The organism is Halorubrum sp. SD690R (genome assembly GCF_005435035.1).
GTDB lineage: Archaea > Halobacteriota > Halobacteria > Halobacteriales > Haloferacaceae > Halorubrum > Halorubrum ezzemoulense.
Map to the genome: position 1 here is coordinate 19,372 of NZ_SGTV01000021.1, position 16,726 is coordinate 36,097.

General features: G+C 51.7%; 12 protein-coding genes and 2 pseudogenes. 11 read left to right on the plus strand and 3 right to left on the minus strand.

Features of this window, described 5'->3' with window-relative positions; genetic code table 11:
* Positions 1–25 precede the first annotated feature (25 nt).
* The 9 genes from rdfA to EXE41_RS12880 all read left to right on the plus strand — a co-directional run bounded on the left by rdfA (position 26) and on the right by EXE41_RS12880 (position 10,881).
* Complete coding sequence (gene rdfA / locus EXE41_RS12840; protein WP_137691228.1) at positions 26–628, plus strand: rod-determining factor RdfA; 603 nt, start codon at positions 26–28, stop codon at positions 626–628.
* Between the two features lie 1,100 nt (positions 629–1,728).
* The gene (locus EXE41_RS12845) at positions 1,729–2,493 is read left to right on the plus strand and encodes an IclR family transcriptional regulator (RefSeq protein WP_137691229.1); all 765 of its coding nucleotides are present in this window, start codon (positions 1,729–1,731) and stop codon (positions 2,491–2,493) included.
* Between the two features lie 108 nt (positions 2,494–2,601).
* Positions 2,602–3,423 (plus strand): acetoacetate decarboxylase family protein, encoded by an 822-nt coding sequence (locus EXE41_RS12850; protein ID WP_137691230.1) that lies wholly within the window; start codon positions 2,602–2,604, stop codon positions 3,421–3,423.
* Between the two features lie 65 nt (positions 3,424–3,488).
* Positions 3,489–4,055: a hypothetical protein gene (locus EXE41_RS12855; protein WP_137691231.1), complete on the plus strand. Its 567-nt coding sequence runs from the start codon at positions 3,489–3,491 to the stop codon at positions 4,053–4,055.
* A gap of 184 nt (positions 4,056–4,239) precedes the next feature.
* Complete coding sequence (locus tag EXE41_RS12860; protein WP_137691232.1) at positions 4,240–4,911, plus strand: cysteine hydrolase family protein; 672 nt, start codon at positions 4,240–4,242, stop codon at positions 4,909–4,911.
* Between the two features lie 838 nt (positions 4,912–5,749).
* Positions 5,750–7,318 (plus strand): acyl-CoA synthetase FdrA, encoded by a 1,569-nt coding sequence (gene fdrA / locus EXE41_RS12865; RefSeq protein WP_158294416.1) that lies wholly within the window; start codon positions 5,750–5,752, stop codon positions 7,316–7,318.
* Positions 7,315–8,727: a DUF1116 domain-containing protein gene (locus EXE41_RS12870; protein WP_137691234.1), complete on the plus strand. Its 1,413-nt coding sequence runs from the start codon at positions 7,315–7,317 to the stop codon at positions 8,725–8,727. Before fdrA ends, EXE41_RS12870 begins: the two co-directional genes overlap by 4 nt.
* Positions 8,728–8,856: 129 nt before the next feature.
* Positions 8,857–9,807, plus strand: a complete 951-nt coding sequence (locus EXE41_RS12875; protein ID WP_137691235.1) for a carbamate kinase — start codon at positions 8,857–8,859, stop codon at positions 9,805–9,807.
* Positions 9,808–10,068: 261 nt separating this feature from the next.
* The gene (locus EXE41_RS12880) at positions 10,069–10,881 is read left to right on the plus strand and encodes a DUF2877 domain-containing protein (protein ID WP_158294417.1); all 813 of its coding nucleotides are present in this window, start codon (positions 10,069–10,071) and stop codon (positions 10,879–10,881) included.
* An 841-nt stretch (positions 10,882–11,722) separates the two neighbouring features.
* Here EXE41_RS12880 and EXE41_RS12885 read toward each other — a convergent pair.
* A pseudogene (locus EXE41_RS12885) lies at positions 11,723–12,715 on the minus strand (transposase).
* 137 nt (positions 12,716–12,852) lie between these two features.
* The gene (locus EXE41_RS12890) at positions 12,853–13,626 is read right to left on the minus strand and encodes an SDR family oxidoreductase (protein ID WP_137691237.1); all 774 of its coding nucleotides are present in this window, start codon (positions 13,624–13,626) and stop codon (positions 12,853–12,855) included.
* A gap of 171 nt (positions 13,627–13,797) precedes the next feature.
* Between EXE41_RS12890 and EXE41_RS12895 the strand changes: the two genes are divergently transcribed.
* Positions 13,798–14,622, plus strand: a complete 825-nt coding sequence (locus EXE41_RS12895; protein ID WP_137691238.1) for an IS5 family transposase — start codon at positions 13,798–13,800, stop codon at positions 14,620–14,622.
* Positions 14,623–14,685: 63 nt separating this feature from the next.
* A complete protein-coding gene (locus EXE41_RS12900) occupies positions 14,686–15,939 on the plus strand; it encodes an amidohydrolase family protein (protein ID WP_137691239.1) in 1,254 nt (417 codons plus the stop codon).
* Positions 15,940–16,192: 253 nt separating this feature from the next.
* Here the strand turns inward: EXE41_RS12900 and EXE41_RS12905 are convergent.
* Positions 16,193–16,724: pseudogene (locus EXE41_RS12905) on the minus strand (transposase); the annotation flags it as partial.
* Between the last annotated feature and the right edge of the window lie 2 nt (positions 16,725–16,726).

Below are 16,726 nucleotides of genomic sequence, written 5' to 3' on the forward strand. Positions count from 1 at the left end.
TAATGCTTGACGCACAAGGGCAGGTATGTCACAGACGAACGGCGGTCGGCAGACGAAGGTCGCCCGCGTGATAGACGATTATGACCTTACGGGGATGGGGTCCCGCCTCGAAGCGGCGTGGACAGGAGAATCGGGTGATCGAACGAGCCTGCGGGACTTGGCCGACGAGTTCAACGAGGCGGTGTTGGAGGCTGCGATTCGGGACGCCGGAGGCGCTCCGCTGGAGTTCGAAGTGTCGGGAACCTACGAGGCACTATCGTCGGGGGCGGAGGCGGGTGCGACGCGCGCACGGCGGCGATTAGAGCGCGAGGACGTTGACGTGGACTCCGTTGAGTCGGACTTTGTCACGCACCAAGCTGTTCATACGTACCTGAAGCGGGACCGGGACGCAAGCCTTCCATCGGACAACGGGGATCCCCGCGAGCGGAAAGTTAAATCCATCGAGAAGCTCCAGGGCCGGCTTACGGCAGTTACTGAGTCCGCGGTCTCCTCACTCGCTGCAGCCGACGAAATCGATCAGTCCGATTATGAGGTGCTCGTTAATGTCCGCGTGGTTTGTCCAGATTGTGGCGCAGGTCAGCCGGTGGGAGAGCTTCTCCGTGAAGGCGGCTGCGGCTGTACGAACTGATTAACGTGCCCCTCTAGCTGGCACTATCGAGCCATGAATAAAGACAGTTATGCGGTCACACATGTTCACGATAACACGCATAGACTATTCGATAATCGTGAATATTGCGTTGCGGTTGTTGAGGCTCTTCAGCTGGTCGCGCTGACAATTCCTGACTGAACCACTGAATCTCATGGTGAAGTCGGTGTGTATCACGCAGATGAGCGTGCGCATCTGAATTAGCTGAGTTTGCGCAGTTTTCGCTGTATACCTAATATCCTATCGGCCTGTTAGTCTACAATGTGGTCAATCTGAGAATCCGATCACACCGTCGTGTTGGTTATCTCTTCGTTCAACGGACTGTTTTTTTTACTGGCGGACAGCAAGCTACAGCCCGAAGGTCTAACGACTGATAGATGCGCACAATCAGTCTGAGATTGGATCATTCCTCCACATGGCATCGATCAACGAATTGAGCGAGCAGAGAGTTCAGGATATCCGGATGCTGTATCCAATACACTGCTGCTGTGCCGTTTCTTCGTTGACGCTCTCAAGCCGGTTGTTGGTGAATCTATCATTCATCCTAAGATTTCACCGCTGGTAGGGCAGGCGGTACCTCCTAACTGCTCTGGTCCTCACTACAACCATATTCGTGGATGTTGGACATGTCCGTCACGAACCTCGGCTAGTTGTATTACAATTGTAAGGATGTAATGGCTAGGAGCGCCATGGCCGTTTGACGTATCTTGAAGGTACAATTGAGTTCCTCGACTTATTCGCGAACGTTGGTGGAAATGGGTTGGTAGTACGTCGAAAACAGTTGTGAATTACCAGTTTACCACCGCTCAAACAATTTCGATGATATCGAATCATTGGTGCGACAATCCAGTACCCCTCGACAAGACTCAGGAGAAAGTCTGGTTTTGATGTTTTAATCTCTGTTCATCTAGTTTATATTGTCATTCCTCAGCGCCCTGCTCACTCTGTGTGAACATCTTGCTAATAGATAAGGGGTATTGTCAGAAGTGGATAGAGTCTCATCAACTACAGCGTAGACAGGATCTTCACCGTCTCACCGTTAACCCGCAAAGAATAAGCCCCGACTTGACCATCTGTAACATATGACCGACTCATCTAAGCCAAACCGCTCGATTAAAACGACAGAGACAGTCTTCGGGATTATCGAAGAAATCAGCCGCTCCTCAGGAGCGACAAGAGAAGAGTTGTCCGATCGACTGGGACTTGCCGAGAGTACTGTTCACACCCATGCTCAGACACTCATCGATCGCGGATACCTGGTCAAAGAGGGACGAGAGTACCAACTTGGACTCCGCTTTCTCGAGCACGGGATGGCCGCTCGGGACCGGTATAAACTAGTTGGTATTTCACAGGAAGCGCTCGAAAATCTTGCGTCTAAGACCGGCGAAGCCGCCTATCTCATAACCGAAGAACACGGGAAAGCTGTGTACGTGAACAAAGCTCTGGGTGATAAGTCCGTCCAGACAGAAGGTAGAATCGGCTATCGACGTCACTTACATGAGATCGCAGCTGGAAAGGCTATCTTAGCGGAGTTGTCTCGAGAAGAAGTTCTCGACATTGTCGAAAAGCATGGTCTACCAATGAAGACAGAAAATACGATCACAGATGTCGACGAATTGTTCGAGGAACTCGATACGATCCGGGAGCACGGGATCGCAGTGAATGTCAATGAATCTCTTGAGGGAGAGAAGGCTGCCGCAGCACCAATAACAACAGATTCAGATGTTGTTGGAGCTGTCGCCGTTGTTGGACCATCTAATCGGCTAACTGGTGAGTTATTTGAGGACACCATTCCCCGCCTTCTACTTGAGGCAGCCAATGAGTTGGAACTCCGGTATCAGTTCTGAGCAACGGATCCATTCGATATTACCGAATCAAAACTAATCTGTGATTGGCTGTCCGTATGAGGGTACAACAATAATCTTCAAATATCAGGAAGTCAGTAATCGATACTGATGTCGTACGATCAGTCCGCAGCAGAAGGTAGTCTTCGACAAAACGAGTACCGTGGGATGCCCACAGGAGAACAGGTACCCTCACCACAATTGCTCGAGAACGTTCGGATGTTCTTTGTGGCATATGAGGCGGACCCTGACGTTCTCCGTCAAGAGCTCCCGCCAGGACTTGAACCACATCCCAGCAATACGATTCGGATGGACATGTACCGCGTTCCCGATGGGCGGATGACTAGCCATTTAGACGAGTTTACACTCACCTATCTCTCAATTGAAATCGACGAGCACGATAGCACGGCTATTACCGCCAGCACGGGCGAAGAAAAATCTCTGCCTGGCCGCTACTGGGTCGGATACTGGACTGATTCGAGCCAGATGCAGAAGTACGTTAGAGAATTTGGTGGGATTCCTGCCGAAGAAGGAACCACCTCTTGGGATTGGGATGGTAACTCGCTTAGTTCGACGCTGAGCGTTGACGGCCAGGACGTCATCGATCTTCAGGCAACGGCAGTTCCTCCAGAAAGCGAGGAGTATGAACCCAAAGAGCGGGTGACCGGCCACTTCAATTATTACGCACGGCGCCAGATCCCGACTCTCTCTGGACATCGGACTGCTATTGATGAATTGGTCGAGTTCCCCATCCCGTCGATTTTCGACGTGTATGAGGCAGAGGTGGAGTCTCTTGAGTTTGACTTCCCTGAGTCACATTATGGATCTCAGTTTGCTCCGACAGAGCCACTCAATGTAACAGACATTGTCTACGGCGAGAACTCATTTGCTTATCCGATCGGTCGACAGATCAAAAACTACCAGACAGAGTAACGACAATATCCGGTGTTCCGGGAATCAGCAAAAATATTTTAACTGTCGCATCGGAAAGCTGAGATATGGCAGAACTTACTGCCAACGGTATCCGACAGTATCTACAGACAAACAAGGGAGTAGCCATTGGGATTCCAGGGGTGGTATTAGTCGTCATCGGGACGTTCTACGACCCGGGAAGCCTCATAAGAAAGATTCTCTTTTTAGTTTCAGCGCCGTTCCTGACTGTTTCGGCGTACGTTGCGGGCCAGAAGATGCTCTTTCTTCTACAGCTAGTCGTCACGCTGAGTGCCGTATTAGCATTCTTCCCTGTCGGCCTATCAATTCGTGTTGGGACACTTCTGGTTCCAGCAGTGTTGATTTTCATTTATCTCGCTGTTGATGGGTACATTGAAGAAGATCCATACTGGCCAATCGCCGGTATTGGCTTAATTCTTCTCGCGACCGCGTTCGCACTTGGCGGATTATCCCCGTTCTACGTGACACTGTTCCTAACTCTGGGCCCGGGACTGATAGCCACGTACTCGCTTATTGAGTACATCACTCTTGACATCCCGGTTCAGTTCATTTGGTTCGTGCTTAATGTCGCTATCGCAGCAGGACCTACTGTTCAGTTGATCGGGATGCTATGACACCAATAAGAATCGAATCGATCTGTATACCTCGGTTACACATCAGTGCCAATACCCAACCCGAACATGAGTAAATTATAAAAAGAACCCAGCATAAGACGAGCATGTGTACAAAACGAGCCACATGTAAGCCGACGCGTGTCGTGACGGCACACTAACAAACGCGACTACAGTCAAACACAACATGACCCTAGAAGTTGACGCAGACCCGTACGAGTTCGAGTTCGACCCGGAAAAGACGGCCCTCATGGTCGTTGACATGCAGAGGGATTTCATAGAGGAAGGCGGCTTCGGGGAGTACCTCGGTAATGACGTGAGTCGGTTACGGAAGGCAGTCGAGCCAACGCAGAAGGTGCTTGAGGCTGCGCGCGACGCAGGATTCAAAATAATTCACACGCGGGAAGGGCACCGTCAAGAGATGGCCGACGCTCCGCCGTCGAAGGTCGAACGAGGCGACTTGGATGTTAAGATCGGTGACGAAGGTCCGATGGGGAAAGTCCTCGTACGGGGCGAACGCGGCCATGACTTTGTTGAAGAACTACAGCCTGAAGAAGGAGAAACAATCATCGATAAGCCTGGCAAGGGCTCGTTCTATTCCACAGATCTTGACCTAGTGCTCCGAAATGATGATATCGAGAACATAATCCTTACCGGGGTGACGACCGAGGTATGTGTTCAGTCTACTGTCAGAGAAGCGAACGACAGAGGGTACGAGTGCTTGGTGCTTGAAGATTGTACAGCCTCGTACTTCCCTGAGTTTGATGAAGTCGGAATAAAGATGATCAAAGCGCAGGGAGCGATCTTCGGCTGGGTCGCTGACTCTGACGAGTTCATCTCGACACTGTCTGACGTATAGAAGCTCACCGGTTGGTAGCTTCCGGAACTCTCTTTTTGGACTTAGATCCGAAATCAGAGTCCAGTCGTTATGGTGAATTTAATGATAGCAGGGAGATCGCTGTCTGAGAATCCATTTGAGGTCGCAAAAAAGAACAGTTTGTGGCGCTGTAACGGGCAAACAGACTACGAACAAAGCGTGTCTCAGGGAGGTGCCATCATGGCTCTTGTCGACGGCGAACCTTTGGATGTTCTCGGTGTTGCCGAGAGTAATTCGATAGATGATCTGGATCTCGTGTGGCCAGTATAACGAGGAGTGAACATGGAGAATTGCACAGGCGTCCGGATCAAGGAGTGCTCATCGTTTTGTGCGTGCGTAGGCGGTGATGTGGGTGCTAGTGGTAGTATCTCGGTGCTGTTTCCTGATTGAAGAACTGAGATCGATGGCGCCGTATGAGCCCAGAGTGTAGATGATCACGGGCCCACGAAGGCCACTCACGCTACACCGCAATAGACATCCTCTCAAACGACGGATAGAGGGTGCTGACTCGGGGCATTCTGTTCGAGCCACTGTAAGAGACCACGAACCCAACTGTCCAGATCGCTCAATCGACGATCTCCCAGTAGGAGACATCTATGTCTGTTAACGAGTCTGAGAAGTAATTAAGAGAGATTCGGCACCTCCGCTTTGTTTCTGCGACCAGAGCGACGTTGGCTTGCTGTCTTCTATGAATTTAACCGAGTATTCCCAACCTGAAATACCATTCTCACTCCTTTAACCAACTTGTTACCCACAAACCCATTATCACAGAAACCCCGAGTGCGTAAGGGTTATACATAAAGAAAATCTACGATAAATGGTGAGCCGTAAACATAGAGTAATCACCGACACCTACGCTGACTCGGTTAAGCTGATGCAGATATCGAGTGACGTTCTCGAATCGTACGATCTCGAAGACGCGTCAGCAGTGATGGGTACTGAAAACAACAGAAAACAGCTCTCTGATGCTAGTTTGTTAGATCAGGACCAACTCGCGGATATCGATCCTGACGACCTAGTGATGGCTGTAAGAGGCCCTGAAGAGATAGTCTCTGACGCGCTTGACCTGATGGAGTCTCAGTTATCAGCAGGGGGTTCCACTGGAAGCGCAACCGTAGAAGAGATTCCTCCAAAATCCATCGAACGCGGAGTTCAACAATTTGAGGAGGCAAACCTCGCCCTTATTTCAGTCCCTGGAGAATATGCGCCACAGGAAGCGTGGAAAGCTCTAAACCAGGGGCTCCATGTGCAGTTATTCTCTGATAACGTCGACATCGAGACTGAACGGGCACTAAAACAGCATGGCCGTCAAGAGGAACTGCTGGTCATGGGACCTGACTGCGGGACTGCGATAATTAACAACGTTCCGCTCGGTTTCGCAAATTCGGTCTCGGAGGGCAACATCGGATTAGTTTCTGCTTCCGGTACAGGACTACAGGAAGTATCATCGCTCATTGACCGAGCTGGATACGGTATCTCACAGGCTATTGGAACTGGAGGACGTGATCTCAAAGATGAAGTCGGTGGTGTCGGAATGTTGCAGGGAATTGACGCCCTCGTTGGTGATAGTGACACCGAGGTTATCGTTCTAATTTCGAAGCCTCCAGGGCCGAAGACGAGGGATAAACTGCTGAAGGCAGCCTCTGAATGCCCAAAACCAACAGTTGTCAATTTCATCGGCACATCTGTTGATGGCGTAGATACCGACCATGTTGTAATAGGAGAAACGCTCGAAGACACTGCCAGAGAAGCCGTATCCCAAGCTCCAGGACCAGACACAGAAGGTGAAACATTTACCCAGAAGATGGGCCTTAATGAGCAATCAATGCCGGAGGTCCTCTCCAAACGGTCGTCACCTGAGACCAGTCGGAAGTACGTTCGTGGACTTTACACTGGCGGGACCCTATGTAGCGAAGCTATCTCAATGTTGGACGGCGAACTTGAGACAATTGGCTCGAATCTCTCCCTTGGAGAGCCGATGGATGAGCCACTCGTCCCCAGCGGACATACCATAGTCGATCTCGGAGAAGATGAACTGACCCAGGGGCGCCCTCATCCGATGATTGACCCCGAACTTCGGGATGAACAGATCCAACAAGCAACTCGGGACAGCGAGGTACTCGTCGTCCTGTTCGATGTTGTCCTTGGGCACGGGGCCCACGCAAATCCTGCAGAGGGAATCGCTGACGCGATCAGCGGCATGGAAGATAACGAGTGGCCGATCCTCGTGGCGTCGGTCACCGGGACAGAGTCAGACCCACAAGGGCTCTCGAATCAAGTCCAAACTTTGCGGGACGCGGGCGTTCACGTCGCTAAAAGTAATGCCGAGGCCGTTCAGACCACCAAATTGATTCACAGTGCCGTCCAAAACAGAGGTGTATACGAATGAGCTACAATGAACTATTTGACGATGAACTCGCAGTAATCAACATCGGGCTTGACCGGTTTAAGGAGACACTTGATTCGACTGGAACGAAAGCGTTACAGCTCGACTGGAATCCACCGAAAGGAATTAGCGATAACTTGGGAGATGAGCTGAACAAGCTTGCTGCCCATAGAGAGAAAATAACCGAAGCGAATCAAGAAGCCTTCGACCGTATGACGGAGGCGCAACCAGTCTGGGTTGATATTGACACAGCAGAGGATGTGATCCCTGACTTTGGTGGGAAGCAACTACTCCATGCTGGACCCCCAGTCTCATGGGAGAATATGTCCGGTCCTCAGCGTGGCGCAGTAATTGGAGCCGCGCTATATGAGGGCTGGGCAGATACTCCCGAAGAAGCGCGATCGTTAGCTGAAAGTGAAATCGAACTTTCACCCTGCTACGAACACGATACTGTGGGTCCGATGGCTGGCGTCGTTGCGCCGTCAATGCCAGTCGCAGTGGTCGAAGATAAAGTCCATGGGAACAGGGCATTTTCGAACCTGAATGAGGGGCTGGGAGAGGTCCTTCGATTCGGCGCGTACTCCGATGAGGTCCTTGATCGACTGGAGTGGATGGAGACTGATCTCGCCGAAGTTCTCAAGTCAGTCGTTGATGATCAGGGTGGTGTCGATCTGAAGCTGATAACTGCCCAGGCGTTACAGATGGGCGACGAAGTACACAACCGGAACGTTGCCGCGACGTCGATGTTCGCCCGGAAAATTGCTCCGTCACTAACCCGTAGTTCTCTCGACAAAGAGAAAGTGTCTGAGGTTGCGCAGTTCCTTGAGGACAACGATCACTTCTATCTTAACCTCTCGATGGCGGCGTGTAAGGTTGCTGCTGATGCTGCAGCCGATATTCCTTGGAGTACGGTTCTCACAGCAATGACGCGGAATGGAACTGAGTTTGGTATTCGAGTGAGTGGACTCGGAGACCAATGGTTCACCGCTCCAGCACCTGCCGTCGACGGGCTGTTCTTCCCACAGTATTCTGAGGAAGATGCAGCAGGAGACATGGGAGACAGTACGATCGCAGAGACCACTGGTGCGGGTGGATTCGCGATGGCAAGCGCCCCCGCAATCACGCAATTCGTCGGTGGATCACCGAGCGACGCACTCAGATATACGAACGAAATGTACGAGATTACAGTTGGGAAGAACCCTAATTATACCATTCCAGCCTTAGACTTTGAGGGAACGCCTACTGGCATTGACCTACTGAAGGTAATTGAAACCGGCGTGGCACCCGTCATCAATACTGGGATCGCTCATAAAGAACCCGGTGTTGGCCAGATTGGAGCTGGACTCGTTCGCGCACCTCGCGAGTGCTTCAATGACGCAATTGAAGAGTTCTGTGAGCAGCACAAACCGTAACAGCAGAAGCAACCGGCCACTATCCGGCTAACAATTCCGGTCAAGGATTAGGTAACTCAAGAACCGTCGTACTTCCCAACGTTCGCAAACGAATCGCAACGACATCCGAACGACCTCACACAGATACACATGACTGAACGGACTGTACTCGCACTCGGTGGTAACGCCTTGTTAAAACCTGAACAGACGGGAACGTTCCAGCAACAATTAGACAATGCCCGAAAAAGCATTCAAGCAATTGATGGGTTACTGAAAAATGGTCAAGAGGTCGTCCTGACCCACGGGAACGGTCCACAGGTCGGTAACATTCTCAATAAAAATAGATCCACAGAGGGGGCTACGCCTCCGATGCCGCTTTTCGCGTGTGGTGCTCAGAGTCAAGGGCTAATCGGGTTTATGCTCCAGCTCGCCTTCGAACAAGAATTTCGAGGTCGAGACTCAGATAGAAGCTGCGTCCCGATTGTGACCCCTGTGACTGTCGATAGTGACAGCGACGCCTTTGAGAATCCGACAAAGCCAGTCGGCCCGTTTTACTCTGAGGAGGAGGCTAAGACGATGATCGAGAGTGAAGGAGTCTCAATGATTGAAGACGCTGGTCGGGGTTGGCGTCGTGTCGTTCCGTCACCAGAACCTGCTGAGATTCACGGCGTTGATACAGTTAACTCAATCCTTGAAAATCAGAATGTGCCGGTCGTCGCAGGTGGCGGAGGCATACCCATAACCGCCACTGACGACGACGGTCCTACAGGAGCTAATGCTGTCGTAGATAAGGATCTGACCGGCGCCACGCTTGCTGATCAAATTGACGCTCAGACGTATGTTATCCTCACCGATGTCTCACACGTCGCTCTTAATTACGGGGAACCAGACCAAGTTGACCTCGAAAAGATCTCAACAGATGAGGCACGCAAATACCAAGACGAACATTTCGAACGTGGGAGCATGTATGAAAAGATCGAGGCTGCGTGTCAATTTGTTGACGGATATTCAGATCGCCGCGCAGTGATCACGAGTCTTCAGAATGCTACTGAGGCGGTTACCGAAGATGTCGGGACAACAATCTACGACGACCAGCCGTAGCCAATAAAACAGTTGAACCGCTAGCTGCTTCCAATAATGCGCCGGGGCTACACTAAACATAAAATAACGTGGGTTGGAAGTGGGGCCCGAGAGACTTGGGGGCAGTTGTCCCGGCAGTACTCTCGCTCAGATACTGGGTCTCGACCCATTGAGGCTGGGAATGTTGTGCGAATCTTTGAGCGTTCACTCTATCTCGATGTCCGTTGTCTCCCCGATAATCGCTCCACGTTGACTCCTATGGTTTTGATCGGTGGCGACAATATGTCAGATAGCCCCCTGCTGTCAAGAGTGTCAGGCTCTCCAATCGCGTTTAATCAGCTGGATGTTGAAACCGGGTCTACCTGGACCTACAGGCAGGGAGATTCGGAAACAAGGGCTGTACTCACGATCGGCAATTCGACAACCCTCACATTGAACTTGGAGTTGTTGAAGCAGTCGAACGCAGTTCCGACTCGCATTTCATCAGTTAGCGAAATCGTCGAGAATTCCCGAATCCAAAACCGAGCTGAGGCGTGTGTGAACCAACTTATTATTGAAGGATACAGCGACGGGCTTGGCTGGCTATCCAAGCTCGGAGGTCCTCTCGACCAACATTCTCAAGCGCCAGAAGAGTTTGGCGAATATGTAAGCTCGTGGGTCCAGCTGTTAACTGTTGATGACGTAAGAGAAGCCACGTTCGACCCTATCGCCGATGTCATTGGCCGTGGCCTTGGTACGACACCGTCCGGTGACGATGTGACTTCTGCGATACTGCTAACGCTTAGCCGTATTTTGTCCAAGCGACTATCCCAACGGCTCCAAGAGATAGGTCATAAAATCGTCGCTTATGCTAATGGGAACACGTCGCGTGTAAGCGCCGCTTTGATAGAACAGTCGATATACGGCCGAGCACCAACCGTTGTCTCCAAATTTCTTCATCATATGTTTTTCGATGTCACAAAAGAGAGGTTGTACTCATCTCTCGCGGATGTCTGTGACATCGGTCACACTTCTGGTGTCGACATCTGTGTTGGAATCTTGACGACGTTAGTATCTATTGTCCCAGCACTCACAGACAAGTCTCACCACAAATAAAATGACATAATACGCTCAAACTTCCCTATCAAGTAAGTACGGCCCTGCTGATTGATGTGACACAGATATATTAAGACGGGTACAGATACGGTTTTTGATTCACTTAGCACGTCGTCCTCGTTTGAGCTATTAGATTTGATCGAATCACACATTAATTATACTGAAGTCTCATTCATAAGTTTTATAAACAACAAAATATTAGAATGTCTTGGACATGCTACAACCCTTTTACGGGTCTAGTGTGTCTAGGCGATTGTCAGAGGCACCACACCGTCTTTCACCTCTCATTTTAAAAGTGAAAAATTTCCACGTCTTACCTCGCAATAGATATATTCAACATAATGGGACTTCAGTCCTGATCTGCTAGATTCCAGCTACAGACCGTCTATCGATTGTATCTAGCAATTCAGCGTTGAAGCGGCAATAATGTTGATTTCAATAGTGTTCGTATCTACAATTGGAATCGTGTTTGCGAAATATCCACAGAAGTGACGCTGATCCGTTGACGAAGACCGTCCTATTGACTATCTCGTGCTTCTGCTGCGGTCGCCAATAAGGAGAACTGCGACGCCATTCATCTCGTCGTTTCAGGCTATGCTAAGAGTAGATCTGTTTGGTTTGGGATTGACAGCAATGTACAGCGAATTCTGTTTCTTACCAACCTGAACGAGCATTTCATTGACCGCAATGAAAATCGGATCCCGTACAGATTCCGGCTATAAATCGATGTTGTACCTCCAGTTACGACCGATCGAGCGGGCCCGATCAACACTAAGTGTCATAAAGTAGAATAATACATAAAACTATAATTATGATGGCCAAGATTGATTATCGAGTTCACTCACCGCCGCAGTATTGTCTTTTGGCTCATAAGGAGCGTGTCATAGAATCTATCTTGTAGCTTCACACAGTCCGGATCACTTCCTCGTTTTGAAGTTCGTGACGGCAACGACAAGTCGGAGGCACAGCGGAACGAACACCCCTGTTCGTGCGTGGACGCGGCCTCGGATGTGGACATGCCTGGGGCCGCAGTCCTTGACTGCGTCGTTGGTCCGTTTGACTCCTGTCCGGTGGTTGTAGGTCTCGTCTATTGGATTGCTTGAGATGTACGTCCTCGCCGTGTTTTTCAATGCGGTCTTCGACCCTGTACTCGATGTCTTTTCGGTTGTCAGTGTTTCTCGGGTTGTACGGAGCGATCGGCAGGACCCCTGCGCCCAGCAGGTGGTCGTGCCACTCAAGAATATCGTAGGCTCTGTCGCCAAGCATCCAGATCGGTGTATTGACGGCGATCGCATCACACGTGACGCGCATCGCCGTCTCCTAGCCTGCTTGTTTAACCTGTGTGAACTCCGCCGCAATCGGATTTTTGTGCCGGTTGAGACGATAGTACAGCCGAAGCCGTAGTAGTACTCTTCAGCCGTTGGGTCGTAGTTCCAAGATGTCGCATCGTGATATTGGATCGTCTCAACGTGTATCGAATCGATTGAGTACGTGGAGTCGAGCAGGCCGCGGGCGGCGGCCTGGTCGACGACCATGTTGAAGACATCGTCGATAACGTGTTCGAGGTCAGTAAGAACCAGTCAATGGTGTCTCTGGATGACGGTTTGTCAAGTCCGCAGTAGTACCAAGCCAGGCCGGGCTGGAGTTCTCGTACAACCGGACGCGTTTCGTAGATATCCTTTTAGTAGAAGTACAGAAAGCCGCAAAAGAAATCCGGTGACTGATGTACTCGTGTTCGCCCTCGCTTCGAGGGGCCGAACGCTTCTTACTCCAGCAGAAATTTGAACTCAAAGTGCTCGAATAGCGGTACTGTCTCAGTAGCCGCGACATTCAAGAAGTCGTCTACCGAAGCTACATCTTACATTGTGCTGGCACTCGCAGACCTCGATCAAGCACCCTGCTGCCTTCTGTGAAAACGTTTCTATAACACCTCATACTGTTACCAGTGGCCGCTGTATTACGGTGTGTGGTTTATCCAGTGTTTGCGTATCCCCCGTCAACGAGAAGCGACTCACCCGTAACATAACTCGCCAAGTCACTAGCAAGGAACAGAGCAGCACCGGCGACATCTTCCGGACTACCGGTTCGCTGGAGCGGAATCATCTGTTTGAATTGCTCTGCGGCCTCGGCATCCATATCTTCCGTATCTTGGTTTGTCAAAGCGGTGTCTATTGATCCCGGATGGAGTGTGTTGACCCGGATACCATGGGGACCCAGCTCGTCTGCGAGTGAGTACGTTAGCATCCGAATAGCGGCCTTTGACATAGTATACACCGGATACTGTTTATTACCTAAGTAGCCAGCAAGACTAGACATATTGATTATACATCCCCCACCGTTGTCCATCAATCTCTCTGAGACGATTTGAGACGCGAAAAAGACAGCTTTCGCGTTGATGTCCATCAGTTGGTCGTACTCCTCTTCGGTCGTCTCCTGTAGGTTCGTCGTTCGATAGATGCCTGCATTATTGACCAGTATACTCAGGTCGCCCATCTCTTCGGCGGCACCGATCGCATCCCGTAAGTCAGCCTCCTTAGTGACATCACACTCAACAAATGTAGCTTTCGCGTCCGTTTCACGGTTGATTTTGGCGTGTGTGGGCTCACCCCCCTGACGTGGTTCAGACTTAATGTCGGCTACAACGACATTTGACCCGTGCTCTGCGAAGGTTAGTGAAATTGCTCGACCGATTCCGCTTGCTGCTCCGGTGACGATTGCTGTGTGATCTGTTAGCAGACTCGCCATATATATTGAATATACTATTAGTACTTAAAACTATGGGCGAAAGAGGTGGTCGCGTAAAGTTAGAGGATGAGGCGTTCGACTTCAGAATGCTTATGACTACTCTGTTGAAAGCGATCTTATTAGCCGATATCACGGGTTTAGAACGGTGAAGCCGAGGAAATCGAACCTGGCATGGAAATCGATATCCTCGACTTCATCGAGCAGTGTCGTGACCTAGCTGAACAAGCGTTGGGGAAGCACGCGGGCGAGCCCGCCAGCGGCGGGTTCGCCCGCTGGGTCCATGTCGTCTTGCACTGTTTTCGGGTCGAAGAGACCCACAGCTACCGTGAAACGCCGAATCGGCTGAAGTATATGGACGAAGTTCGTGACGCTCTCGACTTAGCTCGGGACGATCTCCCCGATCACACGACGATCTACAAATCGTTTGATCGGCTGAAAATGTGGGTGTGGCGGGCGCTGCTGCGCGGAAACGCGCAGCAGCACCCGCAGTCTGGCCACGCTGCCCTCGACAGCACGTTCTTCGATCGGCGACGTGCGTCCTCATACTTCCGCCAGCGGGCAGGACGGACGATACAGACGCTGAAGGTGACGACATTGACCGATGTGGAATCGCTTGCTGTTCTCGATGTCCACATCAACGCACGGTGGAAGCACGATACGAAGATCGGACCGCAGGTCGTCCGCCGAAACGCGGACGACCTGCAGTCCGTCGCCGCCGACAACGGCTTCCAAGATTGGCACACCGAGTACGAGATCGCTGCACACGATGTCGATTACCTTGTTCATTATCGTGGCTCGTCAGCCAAAGCAGCTGCGAATAACGCACTCAACCACGCGAAGGGCTACTCTCAGCGGTGGATGGCCGAAACATCGTATTCGACAACGAAGCGCTCGCTCGGCGATGCGGTGCGAGCGCTGGGCTGGTATCGACAGTTCCGTGAGATTGTCTTGATGTTCGCCATCACCAACATAGAACCGCTGTGTGAGCCGCTGTGACCGTGGCTCAGAATCTATTCAACACAGCAGTGATTTTAATTGGCTAGTGGTAGTAGTTGAGTCGTGGCCGATACAACAGACCTGATCGTCAGGAATGGTTATCTTGAACACAAGGATGCCGTCGTCGATATTGCGATTTCGGACGGCCGGATCCAGGACATCACAACGGGACTGAATGCGAACGCAGAACGGGAACTGGACGCTGAAGGCGACGTCGTCTCTCCCGGCTTGGTTGACGCACATTTCCACACAGACATGGCGCTTGCGGCTGCGGGCGACCGCTATCCGAACTACAATGAAGGGACATTCGGAAAAGAAGAACTCGTCGCCAAGTCACGTGATTTCTTTAGCAACGAGTCTATCGACGACCTCAAATCGAGGATCCGCCGAGCTACAAAACGAGCCGTCAGAAACGGCGTTCTCCACATGCGGAATCATGTCTATGTCGACAGCGTCGTAGGAACGAAGGTCGTCGAAGCGACGCTTGAGGTGAGAGACGAGCTTCAGGACGTGATCGACATGCAGATCGTCGCGTTCCCACAGCAGGGGTTTCTCCGAGATCCGGGGTCACAGCACGCTGCGCGGGAGGCGCTGAATATGGGCGCCGATCTGGTCGGCGGTATCGATCCAGCTTCGATGAACAATGATATTGAGACAACAATTGACACGTGGTTTGATATCGCGAGCGACTACGATGTCGGTGTCGACGCCCATGTTCATGACCGGGGCACTGTCGGAATGTACACTCTTGAGCGGCTGGCTGAGAAGACCGTCGAACGCGGGTACGAAGGGCGGGTAACCGCGGGTCACTGCTTTGCGCTCGCGGATGCGGCAGGCGGGGGTGCGGACTATCTCAACAGTCGTCTAGAATCCGCGTTGGAGACGTTCAAGACAGCCGATCTAAACGTTGTAACGTGCTACCAGAGCACTCGCCCGTCGATGCCAATTCAGCAGTTCCAAAATAACGGGCTCGTCATGGCACATGGAACCGACGAGGCCCAAGACGTGTGGGAATCTCACGGGAACATGAATTCGCTGGAGGCGATGTTGGTCGCGTCGTTGAAACTCCGTCTCAACTCTGGCCGTCAGTGGGGCACAAACGAGGGGTTGGCATCGCTCTGGCAGCTGATAACCGAGGAGGGCGCAGCGGTGCTTGGAATCGATGACGAATACGACCTACAGATGGGAACTCCTGCCGATCTGGTGGTCCACGGAGCATCGTCGCCACAGTCGGCGATTATCGAGAATACTACCCCACGATACGTCGTTAAAGAGGGTCAGGTAGTCGCAGAGGATGGCGCAGCCACACGACGGTGATTGGATAGCTTCTCGCCTCCCACGCCGCGACGAAGTCGAACGAGAGCAGCCCTCAGCCGACAATAGATCGAGCGATTTGGGTGCGCGCCAGTTCATGATCGGCGGTGGCTTGTGCGCTGAGTCGATGTCCACGCCAGCACTAGCGGGCGTGTTGGACCTCATGGATCGTGACGAAATTACCGCGTATGGGTCTTACGTACTCATGCCGGCCGTCGTGTTATCTTAAGTATAAGAGGGTGTCATAGAACTCTTGTCACACTGTGATGATCGTACTTCCCGGATTGTACGTTCGCAGTTGGTGATAGCGACGACGAAGCGAAGGCAAAGGGAAAAAACACCTGCGCTCGTGCGTGGACGCGGCCTCGGGCGTGCGCTCACCCGAGGCCGCAGTCCTTCACTGATTCGTTGGTTCGTTCGACTCCAGTACGGCAGTTGTACGTCTCATCCAATGTGGACTGCTTCATCTGAACATCCTCGCTGTGATCAGTGATGCGGTTTTCGACCCTGTACTCGATGTCTTTCGGGTCGTCAGTGTTTCGCGCATTGTACGGAGCGACTGGCACGACCCCTGCGGCCAGCAGGTGGTCGTGCCAGTCGAGCGTGTCGTAGGCGCTGTCACCGACCATCCAGATCGGCGTGGCGACGGCGAGTGCGTCACGTGTGACGCGCATCGTCGTCTCATCTGGCGCCTGCTTACTCTCGGTGAACTCGGCTACAATCGGAATCCTTTGCCCGGTTGATATGATCGTGTAACCGTAGCCGTAATAGTACTTGTCGTCGGTCGGAG

Coding starts and splice junctions, on each gene's coding strand:
- rdfA (WP_137691228.1), top strand. CDS start 26: ATGTCACAGACGAACGGCGGTCGGCAGACGAAGGTCGCCCGCGTGATA.
- EXE41_RS12845 (WP_137691229.1), top strand. CDS start 1,729: ATGACCGACTCATCTAAGCCAAACCGCTCGATTAAAACGACAGAGACA.
- EXE41_RS12850 (WP_137691230.1), top strand. CDS start 2,602: ATGTCGTACGATCAGTCCGCAGCAGAAGGTAGTCTTCGACAAAACGAG.
- EXE41_RS12855 (WP_137691231.1), top strand. CDS start 3,489: ATGGCAGAACTTACTGCCAACGGTATCCGACAGTATCTACAGACAAAC.
- EXE41_RS12860 (WP_137691232.1), top strand. CDS start 4,240: ATGACCCTAGAAGTTGACGCAGACCCGTACGAGTTCGAGTTCGACCCG.
- EXE41_RS12870 (WP_137691234.1), top strand. CDS start 7,315: ATGAGCTACAATGAACTATTTGACGATGAACTCGCAGTAATCAACATC.
- EXE41_RS12875 (WP_137691235.1), top strand. CDS start 8,857: ATGACTGAACGGACTGTACTCGCACTCGGTGGTAACGCCTTGTTAAAA.
- EXE41_RS12880 (WP_158294417.1), top strand. CDS start 10,069: ATGTCAGATAGCCCCCTGCTGTCAAGAGTGTCAGGCTCTCCAATCGCG.
- EXE41_RS12890 (WP_137691237.1), bottom strand. CDS start 13,626: ATGGCGAGTCTGCTAACAGATCACACAGCAATCGTCACCGGAGCAGCA.
- EXE41_RS12895 (WP_137691238.1), top strand. CDS start 13,798: ATGGAAATCGATATCCTCGACTTCATCGAGCAGTGTCGTGACCTAGCT.